The sequence below is a fragment of the Asticcacaulis sp. P2_C5 genome, assembly GCF_056404555.1.
Genome location: NZ_JBFUDU010000019.1, coordinates 1 through 22,341 on the forward strand (window position 1 = coordinate 1; position 22,341 = coordinate 22,341).

Consider the following 22,341-nt stretch of genomic DNA (forward strand, 5'->3'; position numbering starts at 1 on the left):
ATGAGGGCGGTTGCGCCTTGGTCCTGATAGGCCTTGACCAAACGCTGGACCTGCCGCCGCTCCAATCCCAGAAGCTCGGCAGCCGCCAATACCGTCAGTCGGCCGTTCGTCAGATCGCGCAGGACTTCAAGCCGCGCCAGCTCTTTGTCGCTCATGATATGTAACGTCACTTAGAGGGCCTCCCACGAAAATGCAGGAGGGTGCCATCTCTAACTGGCACGGGTGCGACATTACTAAATGGCGGCTACACACATTTTTCGCATAATAAACATTATGGGAAAAACATCCTGAAATTACACGCGATAACATCCATTGTCGCGTGTAATAATTGGCCTCCTAAATTGGGCGAAGAACCCCGGGAAACGCGCCCCTGTGTTTCAGAGCATGTGTAGCCGGATTTTCCCCAAATGTTATTGGCGTCAATGACGGTCTATTCAGCCAGCGCATCCGATGAACTCAATCTTAATTCTCGTTGTGGAAACCGCTCGTCCAACAGGTCGATGAATGCCTTAAGCCGCGCACTAAGAAAGCGAGCAGAGGGATAAACAATGGAGATTGGCACTTTGGGACCACACCACTCTTTCAGAACATGAATCAAGCGGCCGTTCGTTATTTCCGCTTGAACCATAAAGCGCGGCAGGTATGCCAGACCTGCTCCCGCCAGCGCAGCGTCGCGGATGGCGACGAGCGATGTGATTGCGATGGCGGGTGTCACCGCGACCGAAATAAAAGTATCGCCCCTGACTAAGCGCCAATTCGTCCGCGCTGAGAAGCCGACCATGTGCGCTAAGCAGGGCAAAGTTTCCAGATCGACAGGTGCATTTACTGCCCATTGCTGCGCAGCCCCCGGCGTGGCAACAATCACATGATCGACCTCAGCAAATATTTTTGCCACGAGGTTGCTGTCTGGCATTTCTCCAATCCGTATGGCAGCGTCGAAGCTTTCTTCAATTAAATCAACACGGCGATCCACCAGTACCACTTCCAGTGCGGTGTTTGGAAACCTTGCCAGATAAGCTGCCGTCAGTTCTCCCATAAAGCTTTGCCCAAACAAGTGAGGGGCGGAGATGCGCAGTTTTCCACTAGGGGTATCAGAGCGCGCTTCCAGCAGATGATGGGCCTCCTCCACCTCTCCCATGATGCGCAAAGCGCGTTCATAAAACGCATCCCCCTCAGGCGTTAAACGCAGTGCACGTGTAGTGCGCTCGATAAGGCGCGTGTTGAGATCCGTTTCCAGTGTTTGCAGCCGCTTGGAAAGCGTGGATTTCGGTATGTTCATCGCCCTACTCGCGCCGGCGAAACTTTGCGCCCGGACGATTGCAATAAAATCACGCAAGGCATTCAAATCGAACATCGGTTGTCCACTTTTATGGATAGTTAGGCCACTTTTTGACACCTAGCACAATAAATTAGTTCAATGTACAATTATTCACTCCAATGATCTGCGCCGTCAGTGAATCAGACTCCAGCCGCCCAACAAAAGGACTTCATCATGCCTAAACAAGTGTTTGTAGTAGGCGCTACGGGATTTATTGGGGAACAGGTTCTGCGTAGTCTGCTGACCATGCAAGACGTTGCAGTGACGGCAATGGCGCGCTCGGCCACGTCAGCACAAAAGCTTGAATCACTGGGTGCAGCCGTCCTCCGCGGAGACCTCGAACTTGATGGCGCTTGGCAACAAGCACTTTCCAATGTCGACGTTATTGTTCATGTCGCGCAACCAGCTACATTTGGGCAGCGCGTCACCAAAAAAGCGGCTGTGGATTACGAAAAAGATCGGCTGTTAATGGATCAGCGCTTATTCGCCGCTTTGCCAACATCTCATTCATTGCGTCTGGTCTACGTCGCGGGCAATTCCTACTACGGCGAAACCGGTGCTGGTCCTGCCCTGGATGAACACATGAAACCAAATCCGACGGGATTTGGTCCTTACATCACCAAGGCGGTACACAATGTTGAGGCACTGGCCAATCCAAATTTACAGGTTGTGATCGCTTTTCCAGGCGCCGTGTATGGACAAGGTTCTTGGCTTAAGCAGTATTTCATCGACCCGATAGCCGGTGGACAAGCCGTGATGCGAATCTCGGGCGCAGCGCACTGGGCGTCCCCGGTTCATGTTAAAGATGCGGGCGCCGCTATTGCCCACTTGGCATCGATGGCGGCCGGCAATTTTGCTACTCGTGCTGAACGGTTTTTTGTCGTCGATCAACAGCCCGTCACCTATGACGAGATTGCCGCAAGTGTAGCCAAAGCGTTGAATAAGCCACTCAAGACACGCAGCATACCTGGCTTTTTACTAGGCTTGTTTGCCGGCGAGGTCGTGCGCAGTTACATGCAAACCGATTCCAAATACTCCAGCGCCAAATTACAGGCGACCGGCTTTCATTTTGAGTACCCCAGCATCGCAACGGGTATACCTTCTTTGTTCTAGGAAATATAAGTAACTGTTTGATCCAACGTCTCGTGGATTTGTGAAGACATAATTGCAAGGGCCTGGGTCTGCAGCACTCCCTCAAAACCAGGGACTCGCGCTTGCGCCACGAACCAATTCATCAACTCCCTCCCCCCTGCGTGAGGTAGACTGAGGGTTTGTCCTCGTTTGGAGTTTCTATTAAGCCGCCGTCTTATGAAGTTGAGAGCGACGCTAACGATCCCATCTCACCGCGTTGATAACGACCGATCGCATCGTTGATTTCGCTCGGATTGGCCATAATGAAGGGGCCGTGCTGGAAAACGGCCTCGTTGGTGCGGGGGCCGGACATGATAACGAGATGCGCGGGACCATTGGACGTGAGATCGAGTATTTCTCTCTGATCTGCAACGCCGATGGAGATGGCCTGCCCGCCCTTCAGTTCACGCCTTTCGTCCGCAATCGTCAGTCGCACGGAACCGTCGACGGCGTAGACAAAGGCGTTCCAGTCCTGCCTGACCGGAATATCGATGTTTCCGTTCAGGAAAGCATCAAACAGGTTGAACGGTTCCGCCGGAGCAAGAGTCGATGTCTGGCCGCCGTAGTCACCGACGACGACACGAACACGGCTGCCCTGGCCGTCATTCCAGACCGGGATGTCACGGGCGGCCAGGCGATAGACCTGGGGCGCCAGCGTCCTGTTGACGGCCTTCAGGTTGACGAAGATTTGCAGTCCGTGAACCTCCGTACCGACTTTGGCAGGCCGCTCGTCGTGAACGACGCCCGTTCCCGCTTGAGTCCAGACGACGTCGCCTGGTTCGACCGCAAAATCGTGGCCAAGCGAATCCCGATTGCGAAGGGCGCCAGGCGAGTCCTCAAACACATAGGATATGGCCGAAAAGCCAGCGTGCGGATGCGGCGCAAAGGTCACGTCGCTCATGTGATAGTGGTCCATACCCATCAATGGCGCCGCCAACCCTTGAAAAGCATTCAGCGGAAAGCGTTGCGCCGAAAAGGTACCATGACCCGCGGTTAGCGCGTCGACGACCTTGGATATAGTGGCACTCATTAAGGTACTCCAATTTGTTCATGCGGGCGGACGCCGAAAGGCGAACCCACATGCGAGGGTTACTGAACCGCGCGGGCGTCGCGTGTGGCCTTGCCCCACCACGACATTTCGTTGAGCATATGTGTGGCGCTGGGGCGGATCGACGTTTCGATCTCGGTGATCGGCTGCCTTTGGTGGACCACCTTGATGTAGTCGCTGCCACCGATGTGCACCGCCGTCCGGACGGGCACCATGTGAAGTTCAACCGCTATCGTGCGGGCATGTTCAACGGCCCGCGCCCCGCCGACACCGCCATAACCGACAAAGCCGATCGGCTTGCGGGCCCACTCGACATAGGCTTGATCGAAGGCGTTTTTCAGAGCGCCTGTGATCGAGTGATTATATTCCGCCGTCACAACGATATAGCCATCGAACTCCGCAAGCTTTTTCTGCCAGGCGATGGCACGCGGATCCTGGCTGGGACGCCATGCGTTCGACGCCGTTTCATTGAAGAAGGGCAAGTCGAAGTCCTTCAGGTCGACCAGTTCAACCTCCATGTCATCGCGCTCCGAAGCGACGTCTTTGATCCATTGCGCTGGCACAGGACCGAAACGGCTATCGCGTGTGCTTCCGATGATGATGGCAAACTTGAGTTTCGACATGGGGCTCTCCTATTGCGGGCCTCAGCTAATTGACCTCGCTGAGATATAGGCTATATATATGTATGCGCATGCATATACAAGGACTGAGGCGTGGCCTGTGCAAAATTTGCTGTTACTCGCCTGCCATTTCACGGATAAGGATGCTGTTTTTAGCGACGAGTTTATGATGAAGGACGAAGGACATAGTTACGAGTCATGCTCCCGGGCGTTCTCGGCGCTTGCGATTGCCTATGAGACTGTAGCCCGGCATTTGGAGACGGCGCTATCGGACGGCGCCGGCATGAGCATCAATGAATTCGATGTGCTGATGGGCCTGAGCTTCTTGCCGGAGCAATCGCTTCCCATCACCAGGCTCGGAGAAATCGTCAGGCTAAGCCAGTCGGCGATAAGTCGTCTGGTCGACCGCCTCGAAAATCGCGGTCTCATCGACAGGCACAGTGGCAACGACGACAAGCGTAATGTCGTCGTCAGGCTTACAGATGACGGCCTTGCCCTGTTTAACAGAGCGCTTCCCATCCATCAGCGTTGCATTCAAGAGAGCCTGCTTGCGCCGCTGGACAATCGGGAACGAGGTGAATTCAAGAACATCCTCCTGAAGCTCGCCAATATATCTCGCTAATTCTCGTCCTCCGACGCGAGATATTTGAGTTCCTCGGAGAAGGAGACCCCGCCCAATCCTGGTGCCACATTCGATCCTCATTCTCATCCTCGCTGGAAACCGGATGCATAACGCACGTAATCGGTACTGATCCGCGCCGAGTGGGTCACCAAACCGCGAACAAACGGCAATCGCGCCGCCTCATAGCGGGCCAGTGTGTCAGGAAGGGCCTCGGTTGCCGGCCGGTCGGCCAGTATTTGAGCCAACACGGCTGCATCCTCCACCCCGGTCAGGAACCCCCGCCCGGTCATTGGCGAAACGACATGGGCCGCATCGCCGATAATGGCGAGTGCACCCTGCGCCAGCCGCTCGGGCTTGTATTCGGCGATCGGCGCGCCGCTCAGGATATCTTTGGAGCCTATGCCAACAGCTACCGCTTCCGCCCACATCTCGGGCCAAATCTGGGGAATCCGCGCCGTCAAATCTGCCCTGACCGCGTCATCGATCGTGCCGCGTCCAAGTGTTCCCACGATATGGCCATCATCTGTCAGACAGCCTGTGCGACGGAGCAAGGCCTCTCGATGCACATCGAACCAGGCGAATGTGATTTGGCGATGTCCAGGTTCAATTGACCCGTCACGACCGGGAAGTGTCGCGCCTACCAGGCGATAGCCAGCGGCGAACTCTATCCAAAGTCCGCCGTCCGAGGGCCACGGCACTGGATGAGACAGCGTTCGTTCATCGACCAGCCCACGCCACACGAGGTAACCGGCATAGCGCGCCAATGGCGCTTCCGGCGCAATCGTTTTGCGGACAAGACTGTTATATCCGTCTGCACCGATCACTGCATCAACCTCCCTCTGCGATCCGTCGGCAAAGCTCATTTGCGCCCGATCGCCCAGATCCGTGACCGACGTGACCTGCTTCCCTTCTTCGAGAATTATACCGGATGTTGTAGCGACCCGGTCACGGAGCCACGCATACAAGGCCGGCCAGGTTGTCAGTTCGCGATAGGCCGGCACCACGGGCAGCATCGGGTGCACGCGCGGATCATGACCAACTGTCGCCGCGAGCAAAGCCAGATCAACAGTCAGGCTGTCTCCGCCGTGCACGCGCCCGGCAGATCGCTCGACAACATGCACGGGCACGCCCTTTGTCGCGCAAGCGAGCGCAAGGGTAAGACCGGAAAGGGAGCCCCCGACTATGGTGATGTTTGGGTGGGTGGTGTTCATCAGGTTGAGCCATCAGCCAGGCGGTACGGGCAACCGAATTGACCGAAGCGCGATGCGCTTCGGTCAAAGGGCCGGCGGACATTTACGCGATGCCGGCGCCAAGGGCCGGGAAGACGTCCGTGAACAGCAGGGTGATCAATTGCTGCCCAGTCGGCGTCGACCAGTCCTGGGCGATTTCCGCGATCAGCGTGTTGGTCGCGGTGAGCACGACACCGGCGTCATGCATCCGTTGCCGCGAAAATTCTTCCGACAAATCGCTGGGCGAACCCGAAGCGTCCAGCACGGCCTGTACGCCGAAACCTTCGAGCGCGGCGTCGATCGCCGGAAAGATCAGGCAAACGTCCGTGGTCACGCCCGCCATGATCAGGTTCTTGCGGCCGGTGGCGAGGACGGCATTGCGGAAGTCGGCATATGCCCAGGCATTGACCACGCCAGGACGCTTGACGCGCGCTTCATAAGCTTCCGGCAGGATCGCCGCGATTTCAGGAAGGACCGGCCCTTGGGCGTAGTCTTCCTGACTGGACGTGATCACGACCGGCATGTTGAGGATCTTGGCCATCTTGGCCAGGGCAACCGACTGCTTGGCGGCGAAATCGCGGTCGATATTCTTGATCAGTTGCATCGTGCCGACCTGATGATCGATCAGCAGAAGCGCCGAGTTTTCGGCGGTGAAGTAGTTTGCAGTTGTCGTCATGGATAACTCTCCTTGGTCGTGAATTGTCGACTGGGACTGCCAGTCGAAGCCTGCTTGAGTGGTCGTTAAGTGTCAGTCTGGTTTAGGCTGGCAAGGTGAGCGACGAGACATAACGATATGCCGCGTCGAGTGCGGCCGGGCTGGCCAGCATCAGAGGTCCGTGGGCGAAGATGGGTTGCTTGAGCTGTGCCCCGTAGACCAGGACGATGCGGCTAGGCCCCGCACCGGTCGCAACAGGGAAATTGTCGTGACCGTCCGAGGCAAAGCCAACGGCCTGGCCAAGGCCAAGGGACGTGTCGCCGATTGCGATCTTACCTTCCAGGACAATCAGGATCCCGCCCCAGCCGGCCGGCACGTCGATGTTCCGCGCGGCCTGGGGCTTCAGCGAAATTTCCTCGATCCGCACCGGCGATGGCAGGGCCCCTGCGGTTTCACCCAGGGTCGTTCCGTCGACCGCGACACGGGATTCCCAACCCTCGCCGGAATGGTTTTTGACCATCGCAGGCGTTACGGGAAAGGCCGCGGCAGGGTCTCCTTGATTGGCCGCGGGCAGGTTGATGAAAATCTGCAATCCTCGCACCGGGCCCTTGCCAGGAACGGGTGTTTCTTCGTGCATCATGCCGCGCGACGCGCGGCTCCAGTGCAGGCCGCCGGCGTGGATGTCCTGCACATCGCCGAAGCTGTCGCGGTTGATGAAGCCGTTGGGCGAATCTGCGAACAGGTAGGTGACCGCGGAAAACCCTGCATGGGGGTGCGGCGGAAAGGTGGGCGTACTCATTTCGAACCAGTCGATGTTGAGGACAGGGTCGATGAGATTAGCAAAGGCCTGACGCGGATACTGCCGCGCCGCGAAGGCCGTTCCGTGACGCGCCTGCGTCGCCGTATGGACGGATGAAAACTGGATCATGGCGATGTTCCTTGTGTCGATGACCAAGATATACGCCCGCACCGTCGTCTCCATAAGGCTTGCATTTAAGACGGTATAGTTCCACATTTGGAACAATGAAGCCTTCGCTCGATGATCTCGCCCTGCTCGTAACCATTGCCGATCACGGCAGCTTCACCGCCGCCGGTGCCGTACTTGGTCTGCCTAAGTCCACCGTCAGCCGCAGGCTTGCCGACCTTGAGCTTCTGCTGCGCACATCGCTGTTCCGGCGATCGACCCGGGCGTTGTCGCTGACGGATGAGGGGCGGCGCATCTATGACATGGCAAAACCATCGATCACCGCCGCCGCCGATGCCGCGCAGGCGATAGCAGAGCGTGAGCGTTTAGTCGCAGGTCGGGTCGGTCTGACAACAACAGCCGCGCTAGGGCAGTATTTGGTTGCCCCGCATCTGATCAAGTTAAGTGCGGACTATCCAAACGTCCAGGTCGAGTTGCGGCTGACCGAACGGCGTGTCAACATCATTGGAGAGGGTGTTGACCTTGCCGTTCGCATGGGTTCACTCGACGACAGCGACCTGATCGCCAGACGTCTCTACAAAGTCAGACGGCTTTTGGTGGCGTCCCCTGCCTACCTGGAAAAGGCGGGGGAACCCGTGTCCCCTTCAGACCTGGCCGCACAAAATGCGATCGTCACAAGCGCGGCGCTGGATACCTGGCGTTTCGACGGGGGGTGGGAATGCTCGATGCGATGGACGATCGCGGCTGGCAACATGTTGGTGGCTCACCAACTGGCGAGGTTGGGACACGGCATCGCTCTTCTGCCCGACTTCATGATTGAAGCCGACCTTGAGCAAGGCAGACTCGTCCGCCTGCTGCCTGAATATCCCATGGAACAGGCGGATGCCTGGATTGTCACCAGCCCCCAACGCTATCGATCGTTAGCGGTGCAGACCGTTCTGAACTATCTGGTCGGTGCGGGGGAATAATAAGATCGAACGGCGGAATTTTGGGCAGCCAAGGATTGTCGGTCTGCGGCGCCCCACCGGGTCATTCTACTTTCCGGCAAACGATGTAGCCGGCAGCGTCAATAGACAAATCGAGCGCGTCTCCGTCCTGCCAGCCCAAAGCTTCGATAATATCGTCTGGAACCAAGAATTTGATGCCATCCACTGTCTGCGTAAACTCGGCCAGCCGCTTCGCTGGACTCTTATGCATGTTTTCAGTTTCAGCCATCGTCTACCCGCCCGTAGCCTCCTGTCCGACAAAACCTAAACAAGCTGCAAATTTATGTAACGGCCTTGGCCAAAACCTGAATTCTAAACAAATCCAATATGTTATCCTTGAAAAAGTCAGTTTCAATAATAAATACAATTACTTGCTTATCGTCACTTTTTGCACGAATCAGCCGAGAACCCCCTCTTGCTGATTTGCGCAATATTACAATCGTTAATGCCGCCCCCTTTGTAGTTTGGTCCCGTTGAACAAACAGGGAGCTACGAAAATGAACCGCCGCAATTTTGCAAAAACCCTCGTCGCCACGGTTCTTCTCGGTAGCGCCACTTCTCGCCAAGCCATTGCACAGGAGACCAGCGCCATGACCAAGCCTACACCCTTTAAAATCGCCTTTTCTGACGATCAGCTTGCCGATCTTAAGATGCGCCTGCAGCTAACGCGCTGGCCGGATGAACCCGCTGACGCGGGATGGATGATCGGAACAAATTTAGACTATATGAAAAGGCTGACCAGCTATTGGCTCAATGATTATGACTGGCGAAAAGCCGAAGCGAGCCTGAATGCGCTGCCGAATTACAAGGTCGAAATCGATGGAATTGACCTGCATTTCGTCCATCAACCCTCGAAGAAGAAGGACGCGCCGGCAATTCTTTTGATCCACGGCTGGCCCGACAGCTTCTACCGGTATCATAAGGTCGTGGATGCGTTGGCGCAGGATTTCCACGTTATCGTGCCATCCATTCCGGGATTTGGCTTCTCCGGCAAAACGGCCCTCCCCTTGGACAAGGTGGCTGACATTTTTGCTCATCTCATGAAGGATATCCTGGGTTACGAGCGCTTCATCGCGGCGGGCGGCGACGGGGGTTCGATCATTGCCATGTCTCTGTCGCAACGTCATCCGGACCAGCTGATGGGTATCCATCTGACGGATGTAGGCTACCCGGACCACACGACGGACTTCAGCGTCCTGAGCGAGCCGGAACAAGGTTACGCCGGAGCCATTCAGCAATGGTTCTTTACGCATGGCGCGTTTAATCTCGTCCAGGCTACAAAGCCGCAAAGCCTCGCCTTCGCTATGAATGACTCGCCCGTCGGACTGGCGGCATGGATCATGAGCTTCATGGCTGGAATGGGGGTGGGAGATGACGCGGATGCCAGATTTGGCCGTGACGCGCTCCTGACCAATATCATGATCTATTGGCTGACGGAAACGGCGGGCTCATCCTTCCGCACCTATAATCAAAACGCCCTGCATGCGCCGACCATCAAGGGGCGAAATACCAGGGTGCCGGTCGCAGTGGCGACGGAAGCACCGATCCCGGGCGGCGTGCGCCTGCCCCGCGAATGGGCGGATCGCCAGACCTCAGGAAACGTTGTGCAGTTTCACGATATGGAAACGGCAGGCCATTTCGGCGCTTGGGAAGATCCTGCCTTTTACGTCAACGACATCAAGACCTTCGCAGCACTGATTGCGAGATAAGCCAGGCCCTGAACCTCTGACACCGGACGAGATCCCTCGTCCGGTGTCAGATCTTGTGAACCGCATCCAGATTCGATGGCAATGCCCCCATTATCTTCTTTATCGACTTGATCATGTGCGGCTGGTCCGTATAGCCAAGATCGATAGCCACCGCTGCGGCATTTTGGTTGTCTTTCAAACGCCGCACCGCTTCCTGGGCGCGGCGGATCAATTGAAAGTCTTTCTGGGTAATGCCCGTGGTGTTCTTGAAGTGCTGCTGCACCGAGCGCCTGGAGGCGGCCTTAGGCTTCGCGGTAAAAGCCCTCGCTACGATATCGTCGGACAGAAGTAGCCCCGCCTCGATCATCCCATCGACAAGACTTTCGGCGTTTAGAAAGGTGGGCAACGGCAGCTCCACGTCATTCAAAAAAAATCCGTCGTCTTTCACATTCAGTGGACGGACCGCTGCGCCGGTTCGCACCTCTCTGTCACCTGCCAGATAGACATGGGCGGCAAATGAAATGACAACTGAGTGCTCACCTTCAAGATACGGCACGTCTACCGGCTCAGTTGCCTGACCCGTCAGAAACACCATGGATTTACCGCCGGGCGCCACACTACGAATCAAATCCCACGCGCCATCCGGCGTGGCTTTATAAATCCCGTCACTCAAACATAAAGTCTGCCAGACGGTCTCGATCCAGGGATGAAAGGAGGATCGACGTGTATGCTTCTGAACCATGAACTGTACGTGCTCCGATAGCGAAGACCCGTCGGCGGAGCCATCTCCAGCTCGAATGACAACGACGAGTCTCTGCCAAATACCATTTATCCACAACCGGCGCCCCAATCACGTGATCGCCAGCGCCTGGTACGGCCGACTGCGTAAGCAAGTCTATGACTTGCCCTGACGCGAGCTACAGGTCCCAAGTCTATCCAACCTCGAACACATCAATTTACATATAAAAAATATTTTTATATGTACCAATAATGGTGTTGACCGAACCTAATTAAGGGTAACGCTGTCACTTTGAAATACGCGCGTCACTCCGCAATCAAGTGGTGAAAAATATCGCCCGTTTTCGAGGTGCGCCCTCTTATTTGGAAAGATCCCGAATGAAGCTATCTCGCCGTCATCTGCTGGCCGGAGCGTCGGCCCTGGTCGCCACGCGTGAGGTTGCCGCCCCTGCCCTGGCCAAATCCAGGGCAAAGACCGAAAAGCCCGTTTTTGAGGCCAGTTGGGAGTCGCTGAAAGCCGGCTACCAGACGCCGGAATGGTTCCGCGACGCCAAGCTTGGCATCTGGGCGCATTGGGGACCACAATGCGTGCCGGAGTATGGCGACTGGTATGGTCGCAAGATGTATATCCAGGGCGGTGATACCTATAACCACCACGTCGCCACCTACGGCCACCCCAGCGTCAATGGCTTCATGGACATCATCAACAGCTGGAAGATCGATAAGTGGGACCCGGAGCGCCTGATGGGGCTCTATAAAAAGGCCGGGGCGAAATATTTCGTCTCCATGGCCAATCACCACGACAATTTCGATAACTTCAACTCGAAATACCATAGCTGGAACTCGACGAAGGTCGGCCCGATGCGCGACATCGTTGGCGAATGGGCCAAGGTAACGCGCGCCCACGGTCTGCGTTTTGGCGTCTCGAACCACTCGGGCCACGCTTGGCTCTGGTGGCAGACCGCCTACGGCTACGACGCCGAGGGCATCATGCATGGGGTGCGCTATGACGCCGCCACGCGCCAAAAGGACGATGGCAAAGGCAAATGGTGGGATGGCCTCGATCCGCAAGAGCTCTATACCGGCCCGGCCGGAGACTTCACGCCGCCCGACGGACTGAAGACGATCAAGGATATGGACGCCTACAACAGCCGTTCGGACCAATGGCTGGAAACGCCGCCGCCCAATAATCCGTGGTACGCGAAGCATTGGCTGGCACGCCAAATGGACGTGGTCGAGCAGTATCACCCGGATTTCGTCTTTTTTGACTGTTCTGTCATGCCGTTGGGTCAGACGGGCCTGGAGGCCGTGGCGCACTTCTACAACGAAAACACCAGGTGGAATAATGGCTTGGAGGCCGTCGTCACCAGCAACGGGCTGGACGACGAGCAGATGAAGGCCCTGGTCAAAAATGTCGAACGCGGCTTCTCGAACCAGTTGCGCGCCAAGCCCTGGCAAACCTGCACCTGCATCGGCCAATGGCACTATGATCGCCGCATCTACGACAATGACGGGTACAAGACCGCCAAACAGGTGATTCAGCGCCTGATGGATACGGTGTCGAAGAACGGCACCCTGCTGCTCAGCATTCCGGTGCGCGGCAATGGCGAGATCGACGACAAGGAAGAAAAGGTCCTGACCGATATGGCCGGATGGATGGAGATCAATGCCGAGGCGATCTTCGATACCCGCCCCTGGGACATCTATGGCGAAGGCCCGACCCGTTTTGCTGAAGGTTACCAAAGCGACGACGTGACTGAGGGCCTTTCTCATGAGGATATTCGCTTCACCACAAAGGCCGGCGTTCTCTATGCCCTGGCGGCGGAGTGGCCCAATGCGCCGTACCTGACAATCTATTCGATGGCGGAGGGCGCGCCGCAGCGCAAGGGCAGGATCGAGACGGTAGAGCTTCTGGGCCATGGCCCGGTGCCGTTTGAACTGGGTATGGATGGCCTGACGGTCCATCTGCCGGATGCAAAACCGGCCTTTACACCCGTGCTCAAAATCACCGGCGAAGGTGTGGTTTGATCGATTTATGCCGTCACACGAGCGGCCGAATCGTCGTCGCGGCCTGAAATAGGTGCGCAGCTCTGCTTCTCTTGCGCCCTGCCAGCCGTCGTTGAGACACGCCATGCCGCAATGCGCTTGACAATATCCGATTACAAGGTACCCATGCTCAAATCATGAGTAAACATATAATTTATATATGAATATTCGGGACGCGTCCCGATTTACGGCCAGACTGCAGCTGAATTTCCGGATGCGTCTGTTATTGCATACCTTGTGGGAGAAGCGAGTGCTTTTGTTGAAGAAAATCCTGTTGGTTACGACCGTCTTGGCGACGTGCGCCATAACCGGCCACGTCGCAGCCCATGCCGAGGAGCAGGAAACAGAAGTCGTGATCCGGGGAGCGAAGCGTGTCAAGCCTGTGGATTCTCCGCCGCCGCTGGAGCTCTACGCTACCTCTCCGAACATCGAACAGATCGCCTTGTCGCCGGACGGTTCACGCGTTGCCTTCATGACCCACGCTGACGGGATGCAGATCCTGGCCGGCTATCGTTTTTCCGACCACCAGCACGTCTATTATAAGGTGGTTGGGGACAATATTGGCGCCGTCACCTGGGCGGATGAAACGCACGTCCTGATTTCGGATTCCCGGCTGGCCGTACGGGGCACATGCGAGACCGGTGGAGGCAATACGGGATCTCAAAAGCTGAATTCACGGGATTTTCCGACCCCGCCGAAGGCGACACCGGGCAGCGCTGGCGCCGAAGATACTCAAAGCCAGATTCAGATGCTGCTCAACGCCAATCAGCCGCCTGGATGCAAATATTTCGGCGTGCGCAGCCAGAATGCGATCACATCCGTCAATATGGTGACCGGAAAGGGCACCCCCGTCGGCCTTCATATTGGGGATGCTCCGAGCCAGGCGCTAGGGTTTCCCTTCCGCGTTACGACCGGTGGCATGCCCCGGCTGATTGGGCCGTTCCTCGAGATGCGTGCCCAGTCCTCGGGAAGTCAGCCGGCGCAACGCGTTTTTCTCTGGCAGGTCGACCCGGAAACGGGTCACGGGAAGCTCGTCGAGGACGGTGGCGGCGACATTGAACGTGAAAGCCGTTATGTTGACGACTGGCTGATCGATCACGACGGGACGATCTTTGCCCGCACCCTGTACGACTTCCTCCGCGATACCTTCCGTGTCGAGATGAAGGTCGACGGCAAGTGGAAGCCGGTTTTGAGTCGCGACATCATCCGCAAGGACAGCACGTTCGCGCCGTTTCTCATTGGACTCGCTGGCGACGGGAAATCGATCATTGTCCTTGATACGGACACGCACGGGAAGGATGCAGAAGACGCCCTGCGTCATTTCCACTATTACGCACTCGATGCCGATGGTGTTTTTTCCGGTCCGCTCGAAAGCGGTGATGCCGGGCAGCAGCGTCCTGTTTTTGATCCGCGGTCGGGTCGGTTGGCCGGGTTCGCCTCTCAGGCGGAAGGACCACGCTACGATATCCGTGACCCGGCCCTTCGTGCTGTCTACGACAAGGCGATCGCTGCAGCACCTGAGCAAGGCACCGAGGTTTTGTCGGTCACGGACGACGCGAGCAAGGTCTTGGTATACGTCACCGGATTCGAGGATACAGGTTCCTATTATCTGCTCGATTTTGTTACCGGCAAAAGCACCATCGTTGGGGAGGATTTTCCGCAAGTCCCCACGGAGTGGATCGCCAGGCAAGAGGTTGTCACCTACGCAGCTGCGGACGGAACAACGATTAATGGCATTGTGACCCTGCCGCCAAAGCCCGTCCACAAAGGCCTGCCGCTTATCGTATTGCCGCATGACGGGCCTGAAGGCCAGGACAGCCTGGGCTTCAACTGGCTGCCCCAGGCGCTGGCCTCGCGCGGCTACGTCGTGCTACAGCCCAATTATCGGGGCTCGGACGGACGTGACGCAGACTTTGTTGCTGCCGGCTACGGCCAATGGGACGGCAAGATCCAGTCGGATATTGGCGCCGGAGTTGACGCACTGGTACAGCAAGGCCTGGTCGATCCGCAGCGGGTCTGTATGGTCGGCATTGGCTTTGGTGGCTATGCTGCGTTAAAGGCGGCCGAGTCGGGCAAGGTTCGTTGCGCTGCGTCGCTCGACGGCATTTCCGATGCGGACCGCTATCTCGCGTGGCGAAAGACCTATGCACCGCAGCCCAATCCTGACGCCTTCGCCAGTCTGTCGCCGTCACAGAGATGGCCCAGGACCTTTCGCAACGATTCGACGAGTTTGCGAAGCCTGGCCATGTTCATCGGAACCAGCGCGCCAGTTGTATCGGCCTCGGCCATAACGGCACCGGTTCTGCTGATTCATCAGGACGGCGATAATGTGGTGCCGGTCTCCCAAAGCCGGAATTTGCATGAAGACCTGCAAAAGGCCGGGAAACAGGTTGACTATCTGGAACTGAAGAGTGGCGATCACACGCCCGATACCCCGGCGGTAAGGCTGCAAATATTGCAAACTCTTACGGCGTTTCTTGCTGTCAATAACCCGTCCACGAATTGAGAGTTCGCGACGTTATAACTACGGTCAGGTGTCAATAAAATGCATATTCAAGTGGGGCGGAACAACATGTATCGAAGACTATTGCTGGCGGCCGTTGCGTCAGGACTGGCGCTGGCGTCTGGGGTGTCCGGCGCAGAGCCTGGCTACCACGAACTGCTGCTGAATCTCGAAGATCACGGAACCGTCACGCAGCACATCAGTATTACCAAGGAAAAAACTGAAGGCGGGATTACGACCGCCTTGGGCACGGCGGAAACTGAATTCACCCTGACATTCGAGGCCACCGACGACGGCTATAAGGTGACGAAATCACTGGATCATTTTGACCTGACCGGTCTGCCGGACGGCCCCGCAACGCCGGGCGAGAAGGCTGTCATGCAGACCGCCTTGCAAAAGGTCAGTCAAATTGCCTGGCCGATTTCCTATACGGCCGACGACAGCCTTACACCCGTTCGTATCGATAACTTCGATCAAATCCTGACCCGCGTGCGCAAGGGCATGGGCGAATTGCTTTTATCATCGGTGCCAAAAGACGCACAGACGGATCCGGCTCAGTTACAGCAAGCGCAACATGCCCTGGATTCCATGTATGGCAATCTGAACGCCGACAATGCCACCGCTGTTTTCCTACCGGACGACAGTCTTCTGGGCATGATGCACAATCTGGGATTAACACTGAACCAACCCGTTACCCAGGACATAGAAATTCCTTCACCACTCGGCGGGCCAAACATCACGGGCAAACTGGTTGTGACTCTGACTTCGTGGGACGAAGCCAATAACAGCGCGCGCGTAACCTACGACCAACAGCCAGATCCCGCTTCTTTGAAGGTCTATCTCGACACCACACTTCCGATGTTAATGGAACAGGCTGGAACACCGGCTTCTGAGGTGACAAAATACCGGGAGTCGCTTAGCGACAGCAAGACAGCCGTGCCTCCCCTCACCATTACGACTCATTGCGAGTTTGAATATGCACTCGACACGGGACTGGTGCGCAAGGGCGACTGCCTGAAAACGGCAGGCATCAATATGGAAGGCAGGAGCCAGTCGACCCGCGAACACAAGACAATGTCCGAATCGCTTAAAGCAACCAACTAGAAGCGCCGATGGTCATTCGTCCTTTACCGCTGCAACAGGGCGGTCGCGATGGCATTCGCCGCAACCGGAGCCATTGCCCGGTAGGCGTCGTCGTTGGGATGGATGCCATCGGCCGTGTAGTCCGCGCGCATCAACCCTGCGCCATCCTTCAGCACCGGCCCATAATCGATCAGTGTGTAGCCGTGCGCGGCGCAGTATGAATCCAGCCAGATATTGAGCCGCGCCAATTGGTCAGGATGCCGGTCCTGCAATACGGTGGCCGCATTGGGGGTATAGTTGTTGAGCGGTGTAATCTTGGCAAAAACAGGCTTGATTCCATGGGCTACGGCTATTTCCGCCATGGCTTCGTAATTGGCTTCAATCTGCGCTTCGGTTTCAACCTGAAGCACACCATGTACGTCGTTCACACCCGCCATGATGACGACCGCCACCGGTTGCAACGCCACGACATCGGCATGGAAACGTACCAGCATCTGCGTTGTCACCTGGCCGCCGATGCCCCGATTGACGAAGGGCTTACCGGGGAAGAATTTTTCCAGGTCCCAGCGGTCAGTGATCGAATCGCCCAGGAATACAACACGTAATTCGCCGGTTTCGGGCGCGCGCAAGGTGGCATTACTTGGTGCGTAGAGATACTGTTCGCCGAAATCCTCGAGCATCTTGGCGGTGACTTTGGCGCGGTATGGGCCAAGCCAGGGACCGAAATCCCGTACTTCGGCATCCTGGCGCGGCGGTGAGCTTTGATAATCGTCCGCCTGTGCGGCCGACGCGGTGAATATGCCGGCTGCGACGGCAAGGTTGACGATGAGGAAATGCGGAAACCTGGGCATTCAGCAACTCCCTTTCTTGATGACGTGGCCGATCATCATGGCGTCTGAGCGTCCTTTTCGAAGGCAAGGACATGTCCGAAAAACGGCAGAACATGATTTTGAAAACGGTCGGCTACGGCATTACCATGGTCACCGCTGTAGACTTCGAAAGTATTTTTGACGCCGAAGTCCGCCATGCGATTATGCAGCAACTCGGTATCAACACGTAGCCCGTCCTGGTCACCGACATCCAGGGCGATTGCCTGATATCGCCTCAGGTTAAAGACGTTTTGATCCAGCATAGTCAAGGGTGAATTGGCCGCCCAGCGCGCCAATACCGACGGGTCGGCGATCCCGTTCGCCGTCGGCAGATCGACATAGAAGGGTGGTTTTTTCGGATTCGGAGACCAGGCGGCTGCCACGGCCAAAGTCGCCCGCGACAGGAAGTCGAGTTTGGCCGCTTCTTCCGGAGTTTTGACAGCTTCGAGAGCGGCAACCGTGGCCGGCGGCGGCGAACCACGCACCGACAGGCAGCACGGGCTCATGATGTAGAGCGCGCCAAAGACGTCCGGGTACTTCATGCCAATGCGCGCGGTGCCGTAGCCGCCCATGGAATGCCCGGCCAGGCCGCGGCTCAAACGATCGGGAATTGTGCGGTAGTGCGCATCGACATAGGAAACCAGATCCTTGGCGATGAACCCTTCCCAATCTCCAATCGTCACCGAACTCGAATACATGGAGCCGTTATGCATGGTCTGAGTGTCGGGCAAGACGATGATCAGACCTGGCGTTCCCAGGGCAAAGGCACCTTCGGCGGTCTGGGGTGTGTTCAACAATCCCGCAAATCCGTCAGCCGTAAGCGCGTATCCATGAAGCGCGTAGACCACTGGATAGCGGAGCGACGGGTGCGTGGCATAGTCAGGCGGCAGATAGACAATAACCTTGCGGTCGGGTGACTCGCCCTCAAGATTGCCTTCCAGGGCGCGACTATGCACCTCGATATGCTCAGTCGTGACCGGTTTCGCGCCGGCCACGGGCGGAGGCGCAGCGGCCTGCAATCCGCTGCTCAGCGCCGTCAACAGAACGACAACGGTCGCGAAAACAAGCCGGCATTTCGAACGCAATACCATTATTTCACCCTGGGCTTCCATCGTTTCGGATTTCTTTCACTGCACCTGCAGACACAGACGCGGCAACTCAATATGTCGCCAGCTTGACCTTGAGTACGGCCGGCTGTCCGGTCAGGTTGAGGCCATGATCGATCTGGTCGCCGTTCCATACAAAATCGACCACCCACTTGCCATTTTCGAAGTGGCCCTGCTCGACACTTCGGAAAGTCATGTTCTTGGCGTCGTTTTTCGGGCCCTGGCCAAAGTGTAGGCGCGCGTGCACACCGGTCAGCAGGAATTCGTCCGGAGACAATTGCGCTATGACAACGCCGCCATTGGGTTTTTCGCGACCCGGAACAGGATCTACCTTTAGCCACGTCCAGTCGGTACTGCCGAACTGCCATTGCCCATAGACGACATCGACCTTCCATTTACCGCCCAGATCGATGGATTGCGGTTTGCGATCGTCGGGCTCGGAAACCCCCCAGACGGGATTCTCAAAGGCGATCTTGGCCCATTCGCGCATCATCGGGGCGAACAGCGCATATTTTTCGCGGAAAGGCGCCAGGCCCTCCGGGGAGATGTCCTTGCCGCCGAGCGGATAGTTGGTGTAGCCGGTATAGTCGATGCCAAAGGGCGAATAGCCGATGCCGCCCCGGCCAAGGACGCTGAAGATATTTCGGGCGAATTCGGTGTCCGAGCCGGTTTCAGGCACGAAAAGCGGGTTCTCGAACTTGGAGTAGAGGTCGAGCGCCGCCTGATAACTGGGCGTGTCATGATTATAGATGTCGGGGGCGACAATATCGATCGCGGGCGCCGCGGCCTGATAGATGTCGATGACATTGTCCGATGGCCCACCGGAGGCATAGGTTTCCGGACCCACCTCGACCAAAAGCTGGCGCAGGGCCGCATTCACATACATGGGCAGATCGTAAACCTGCCGGCCGGCCGCCGCGATCTCGTTGATATAGCTGGCAAAATACCAGGCATGGAAATACTCGTCGGCACGTTTGCCGAACACGTCCGACCAGGTGCCGCCCTTGGCGATGCCTTTTTTCTTGAGAAGCGCCTGCGGCACCTGGCCTTGGAACAGCTTTTCCGCCTTGGCGGAATAGTCGCGCACGCTCCCGAATGTGCCTACCTCGTTTTCCGGCTGGATCATGATAACCGTGTGGGCATCGCCGTCGATCTGCTTCAGATGGGTCATCAGGGCGACGAAGGCCTTTTTGTCGGCTTCCAGCGTTGTACGCTCCATGGGCGACAGGCAATAGGACATCGTCCCGTCTTTTTGGGTCATACGGGGGAAGCGCCTATTGTCCAGCTTGACCCAGTCCGGCGCATAGTCTGACCGGGTGTTCTTCCACGTGCCGAACCACAACAGCACCAAGCGGACATCGTTCTCGCGCGCTTGCTTTACCAACGCGTCGACATAGGAAAAGTCGAACTGCCCTTCACTGGCTTCTATCTGCTGCCAGGCCACCGGAATTTCCAGCGTATTGGCGTGAATGTCCTTCAGTGCGGGCCATACCTTGGGCAGTTGCGCAATGTAGTTGGAGGAGTTGTTGGCCTGCGCGCCCAGGATCAGATAGGGCGCGCCGTCGACCATCAGGGCAGACTTGCCATTCTTCTTCACGATCTTGGGCAGTGGTGCCTTCTCCTGCGCCAGTGCTGCGGAGGCGGGCGCAAAACTCAAGGCGGCTGCAACGATAAAGGCCGGTTGACACGCCAGGGCAAACAACACGGCCGCCGAAGAAACAAGCACGCTTTTGGGTTTTCGGTCGGTAGTCTTGGTTCGAAGATTCATGGAGTAAGCCTTTTTTCTATGTCGACTAACGTGTCGAAAAAACGAGAACTGAAACCGAATATGGCGGCAGGGTAAGCGTGAAATCGCGCGACACGCCGGATAGTGTCTCAGTGTGTGGAACGATGCGGTCCGGCGTCTCGAGTGAATTTCCGGCTTCAGGGTCGTCCGAACTTAACACTGTCAGAACACCCTTGCGCGCTATCGACTTGACGCCCGAAAGCTTCAGATTAACCGGTTGCGCCGACGCGGCGTGGTTGACCAGCTTGACCTGGATCTGGCGAGTCTTTTCATTGCGCGTGACCACCCAGAACAGGGACGGATGCACCTTGTTGTCGATGAACCATTGCGGAATATCGCTGCCGGCCGTTTCCAGGACGACGTCGCCTTTCGCTTCGGCGAACATCTTCTGTACGTAGTAGGAGGGCGTCCCATAGGTCGAAAGCGCGTCATAGCCGATCAGGTTTATCGCCCAGTGCATGGAGTTTTCACGGCTGTTGCCGCCGATATGGCTGACATTGGCCAGCAGGGGCGCATAGGCTGACATCACCACGTGATCCGAGTTGCGTTCCAGCCCGGTCAGATAGGCCGCGTCGGCAACCGCCGCCCGCATATTGGGCATGGGCCAGCCGTCATGCGTGGCCCATTCGCCAACGAATATCTTGGGATCACTGCGCGACCGATTGTCGTAATCCCTAATGTGATCGTACATCTGCGCCTCGCCCCAGGCGTAGGTATGCTCGTCGACCAGATCGGGCCGCTGTGACGGCGTCTTGTCCGCGCTCATGGTCGAGATCAATTGAAGGTGGGGATATTTGGCCTTGATGGCTTTGTAAAAGATCGCAAAGCGCTTGTCATATGACCCCGAGCGGTCGAAAACATCCTCGTTGCCGATTTCGACGTAGCGCAGCGGGAAAGGTTCCGGATGGCCATCCCGGGCTCGCTTTGCGCCCCAGTATGTGGTCGCGTCACCGGTGATATATTCAATCTCGTCCAGCGCATCCTGGACAAAGGGCTCGAGCTCTTCAGGCGACGACACATGTTCGCCCTGTAACGCATAGCCGGCGAATACGCCGAGGACCGGTTCGCTCTTCAAATCCTCGCACCAGAGAAGGAATTCCATCAGCCCCATACCGTCCGTCGACCAGTAATTCCACGGACTGCGATGACCCGGACGGGCTTCCGTGGGGCCAAGGGTCTTTTTCCAGTCAAAGCGCTGAGAAAAGTAATCGCCTTCCAGGTAGTTACCGCCCGGAAAGCGCAGGAAGGTCGGTTTCAGACCCGCCATCATGTCCATCAGGTCGCGCCGATTGCCATTGGGCCGGCCGTTATATGTGGCGCCGACCAACGAGACCTGCTGAAGCCATAGTTTCGACGGGACGGTCGTGGTCAGGGTGAACACATTGTCCTTGGAAGGCGCCAAGTCGCCCGTGGTCAGCCTTGCCTCGAACCGTTTCCAATCCCCTGAAACGCCGCTGACGCTGGCGGACGTGATGGTCGAACCACTTTTGTCGGTCAAGGCAACGGTGATCGGCCCGGCCTGCCCATCCGCCTTCGCAAAAAAGGACACCGTGTACGTCGTGTTCGGCGTTACAGGAATCCCCCAGTAGCCGGAATTGGTGATGCCCTGTGGTTGCGCCTCAGATGCCCCCTTGGCGTCCAGGACCAGACTAAGGTCCAGCGCCTCGTTCAGCGGTTGTTTCCTGTCGAGCGCAATGTCGGCCCCACCTAACGGCGTCCAGTAGACCGGCGCTTCGGTGTTATAGGCAAAGCCACCCTCCCCTTTGAAACTGCGATTGCGGATCAGTTCCCCGTAAAGACCGCCTTCGTAGGAGAAATTGATCTCTTCCGTCATCAATCCGTAAAGGGTCGGGCTCACTGCGGCCTTCACCTTGTCCGCGGCAATGGTGATCGTCGGCGACGCCCTGGTCTGCTGGCCCATTGTCGCGTGAGGAGACCACGACAATGCGAATGTAAGACTTGCGATACTCAACGATGACAGCTTCATC

The 22,341-nt window shown here is 57.1% G+C and carries 20 protein-coding genes; 7 read left to right on the forward strand and 13 right to left on the reverse strand.

Features of this window, described 5'->3' with window-relative positions; all coding sequences use genetic code 11:
- The coding region (locus tag AC1DXO_RS24230) for a helix-turn-helix domain-containing protein (protein WP_476979456.1) at window positions 1-155 on the reverse strand (155 nt) is incomplete at its 3' end.
- A 275-nt stretch (window positions 156-430) separates the two neighbouring features.
- A complete protein-coding gene (locus tag AC1DXO_RS24235) occupies window positions 431-1,354 on the reverse strand; it encodes a LysR family transcriptional regulator (protein WP_476980784.1) in 924 nt (307 codons plus the stop codon).
- 138 nt (window positions 1,355-1,492) lie between these two features.
- Here AC1DXO_RS24235 and AC1DXO_RS24240 point away from each other — a divergent pair, with 138 nt between their 5' ends.
- Window positions 1,493-2,431, forward strand: a complete 939-nt coding sequence (locus AC1DXO_RS24240; RefSeq protein ID WP_476980785.1) for an NAD-dependent epimerase/dehydratase family protein — start codon at window positions 1,493-1,495, stop codon at window positions 2,429-2,431.
- A 193-nt stretch (window positions 2,432-2,624) separates the two neighbouring features.
- Here the strand turns inward: AC1DXO_RS24240 and AC1DXO_RS24245 are convergent, their stop codons facing one another.
- Together AC1DXO_RS24245 and AC1DXO_RS24250 are read right to left on the reverse strand one after the other, a co-directional pair.
- Window positions 2,625-3,479: a pirin family protein gene (locus tag AC1DXO_RS24245; protein WP_476980786.1), complete on the reverse strand. Its 855-nt coding sequence runs from the start codon at window positions 3,477-3,479 to the stop codon at window positions 2,625-2,627.
- A gap of 59 nt (window positions 3,480-3,538) precedes the next feature.
- Window positions 3,539-4,120, reverse strand: coding sequence for an NADPH-dependent FMN reductase (locus tag AC1DXO_RS24250; RefSeq protein WP_476980787.1), 582 nt, complete (start codon window positions 4,118-4,120; stop codon window positions 3,539-3,541).
- Between the two features lie 97 nt (window positions 4,121-4,217).
- On the opposite strand from AC1DXO_RS24250, the gene AC1DXO_RS24255 reads away from it, so the two are divergent.
- Window positions 4,218-4,739 (forward strand): MarR family winged helix-turn-helix transcriptional regulator, encoded by a 522-nt coding sequence (locus AC1DXO_RS24255; RefSeq protein ID WP_476980788.1) that lies wholly within the window; start codon window positions 4,218-4,220, stop codon window positions 4,737-4,739.
- Between the two features lie 83 nt (window positions 4,740-4,822).
- Here AC1DXO_RS24255 and AC1DXO_RS24260 read toward each other — a convergent pair whose 3' ends face one another.
- The 3 genes from AC1DXO_RS24260 to AC1DXO_RS24270 form a co-directional block, all read right to left on the reverse strand.
- Window positions 4,823-5,950, reverse strand: coding sequence for an FAD-dependent monooxygenase (locus tag AC1DXO_RS24260; RefSeq protein WP_476980789.1), 1,128 nt, complete (start codon window positions 5,948-5,950; stop codon window positions 4,823-4,825).
- A gap of 82 nt (window positions 5,951-6,032) precedes the next feature.
- Window positions 6,033-6,644 (reverse strand): isochorismatase family protein, encoded by a 612-nt coding sequence (locus tag AC1DXO_RS24265; protein ID WP_476980790.1) that lies wholly within the window; start codon window positions 6,642-6,644, stop codon window positions 6,033-6,035.
- A gap of 82 nt (window positions 6,645-6,726) precedes the next feature.
- Entirely contained in the window at window positions 6,727-7,551 is an 825-nt protein-coding gene (locus AC1DXO_RS24270; RefSeq protein ID WP_476980791.1) for a pirin family protein, read from the reverse strand.
- A 95-nt stretch (window positions 7,552-7,646) separates the two neighbouring features.
- Between AC1DXO_RS24270 and AC1DXO_RS24275 the strand changes: the two genes are divergently transcribed.
- Window positions 7,647-8,516 carry a LysR family transcriptional regulator gene (locus AC1DXO_RS24275; RefSeq protein ID WP_476980792.1) on the forward strand — a complete coding sequence of 290 codons (870 nt, stop codon included), beginning with the start codon at window positions 7,647-7,649 and terminating at the stop codon, window positions 8,514-8,516.
- 61 nt (window positions 8,517-8,577) lie between these two features.
- Here AC1DXO_RS24275 and AC1DXO_RS24280 read toward each other — a convergent pair whose 3' ends face one another.
- Window positions 8,578-8,763 (reverse strand): hypothetical protein, encoded by a 186-nt coding sequence (locus tag AC1DXO_RS24280; RefSeq protein ID WP_476980793.1) that lies wholly within the window; start codon window positions 8,761-8,763, stop codon window positions 8,578-8,580.
- Between the two features lie 268 nt (window positions 8,764-9,031).
- Here AC1DXO_RS24280 and AC1DXO_RS24285 point away from each other — a divergent pair, with 268 nt between their 5' ends.
- Window positions 9,032-10,243, forward strand: coding sequence for an epoxide hydrolase family protein (locus AC1DXO_RS24285; RefSeq protein ID WP_476980794.1), 1,212 nt, complete (start codon window positions 9,032-9,034; stop codon window positions 10,241-10,243).
- A 46-nt stretch (window positions 10,244-10,289) separates the two neighbouring features.
- On the opposite strand, the gene AC1DXO_RS24290 is transcribed toward AC1DXO_RS24285, so the two are convergent.
- Window positions 10,290-10,964, reverse strand: a complete 675-nt coding sequence (locus tag AC1DXO_RS24290) for a helix-turn-helix domain-containing protein (protein WP_476980795.1) — start codon at window positions 10,962-10,964, stop codon at window positions 10,290-10,292.
- Window positions 10,965-11,338: 374 nt separating this feature from the next.
- On the opposite strand from AC1DXO_RS24290, the gene AC1DXO_RS24295 reads away from it, so the two are divergent.
- The 3 genes from AC1DXO_RS24295 (at window position 11,339) to AC1DXO_RS24305 (ending at window position 16,613) form a co-directional block, all read left to right on the forward strand.
- A complete protein-coding gene (locus AC1DXO_RS24295) occupies window positions 11,339-12,988 on the forward strand; it encodes an alpha-L-fucosidase (RefSeq protein ID WP_476980796.1) in 1,650 nt (549 codons plus the stop codon).
- A 178-nt stretch (window positions 12,989-13,166) separates the two neighbouring features.
- Window positions 13,167-15,512 carry an alpha/beta hydrolase family protein gene (locus tag AC1DXO_RS24300; protein ID WP_476980797.1) on the forward strand — a complete coding sequence of 782 codons (2,346 nt, stop codon included), beginning with the start codon at window positions 13,167-13,169 and terminating at the stop codon, window positions 15,510-15,512.
- 39 nt (window positions 15,513-15,551) lie between these two features.
- Window positions 15,552-16,613, forward strand: coding sequence for a hypothetical protein (locus AC1DXO_RS24305; RefSeq protein WP_476980798.1), 1,062 nt, complete (start codon window positions 15,552-15,554; stop codon window positions 16,611-16,613).
- Between the two features lie 23 nt (window positions 16,614-16,636).
- On the opposite strand, the gene AC1DXO_RS24310 is transcribed toward AC1DXO_RS24305, so the two are convergent.
- The 4 genes from AC1DXO_RS24310 to AC1DXO_RS24325 form a co-directional block, all read right to left on the reverse strand.
- Window positions 16,637-17,443 carry a GDSL-type esterase/lipase family protein gene (locus AC1DXO_RS24310; protein WP_476980799.1) on the reverse strand — a complete coding sequence of 269 codons (807 nt, stop codon included), beginning with the start codon at window positions 17,441-17,443 and terminating at the stop codon, window positions 16,637-16,639.
- 35 nt (window positions 17,444-17,478) lie between these two features.
- Window positions 17,479-18,552: an alpha/beta hydrolase gene (locus AC1DXO_RS24315; protein ID WP_476980800.1), complete on the reverse strand. Its 1,074-nt coding sequence runs from the start codon at window positions 18,550-18,552 to the stop codon at window positions 17,479-17,481.
- Between the two features lie 67 nt (window positions 18,553-18,619).
- On the reverse strand, window positions 18,620-20,335 hold the full coding sequence (locus AC1DXO_RS24320) for a GH35 family beta-galactosidase (protein ID WP_476980801.1): 1,716 nt from the start codon (window positions 20,333-20,335) through the stop codon (window positions 18,620-18,622).
- 25 nt (window positions 20,336-20,360) lie between these two features.
- The gene (locus AC1DXO_RS24325; RefSeq protein ID WP_476980802.1) at window positions 20,361-22,340 is read right to left on the reverse strand and encodes an alpha-L-arabinofuranosidase C-terminal domain-containing protein; all 1,980 of its coding nucleotides are present in this window, start codon (window positions 22,338-22,340) and stop codon (window positions 20,361-20,363) included.
- Window position 22,341: the final 1 nt, after the last annotated feature.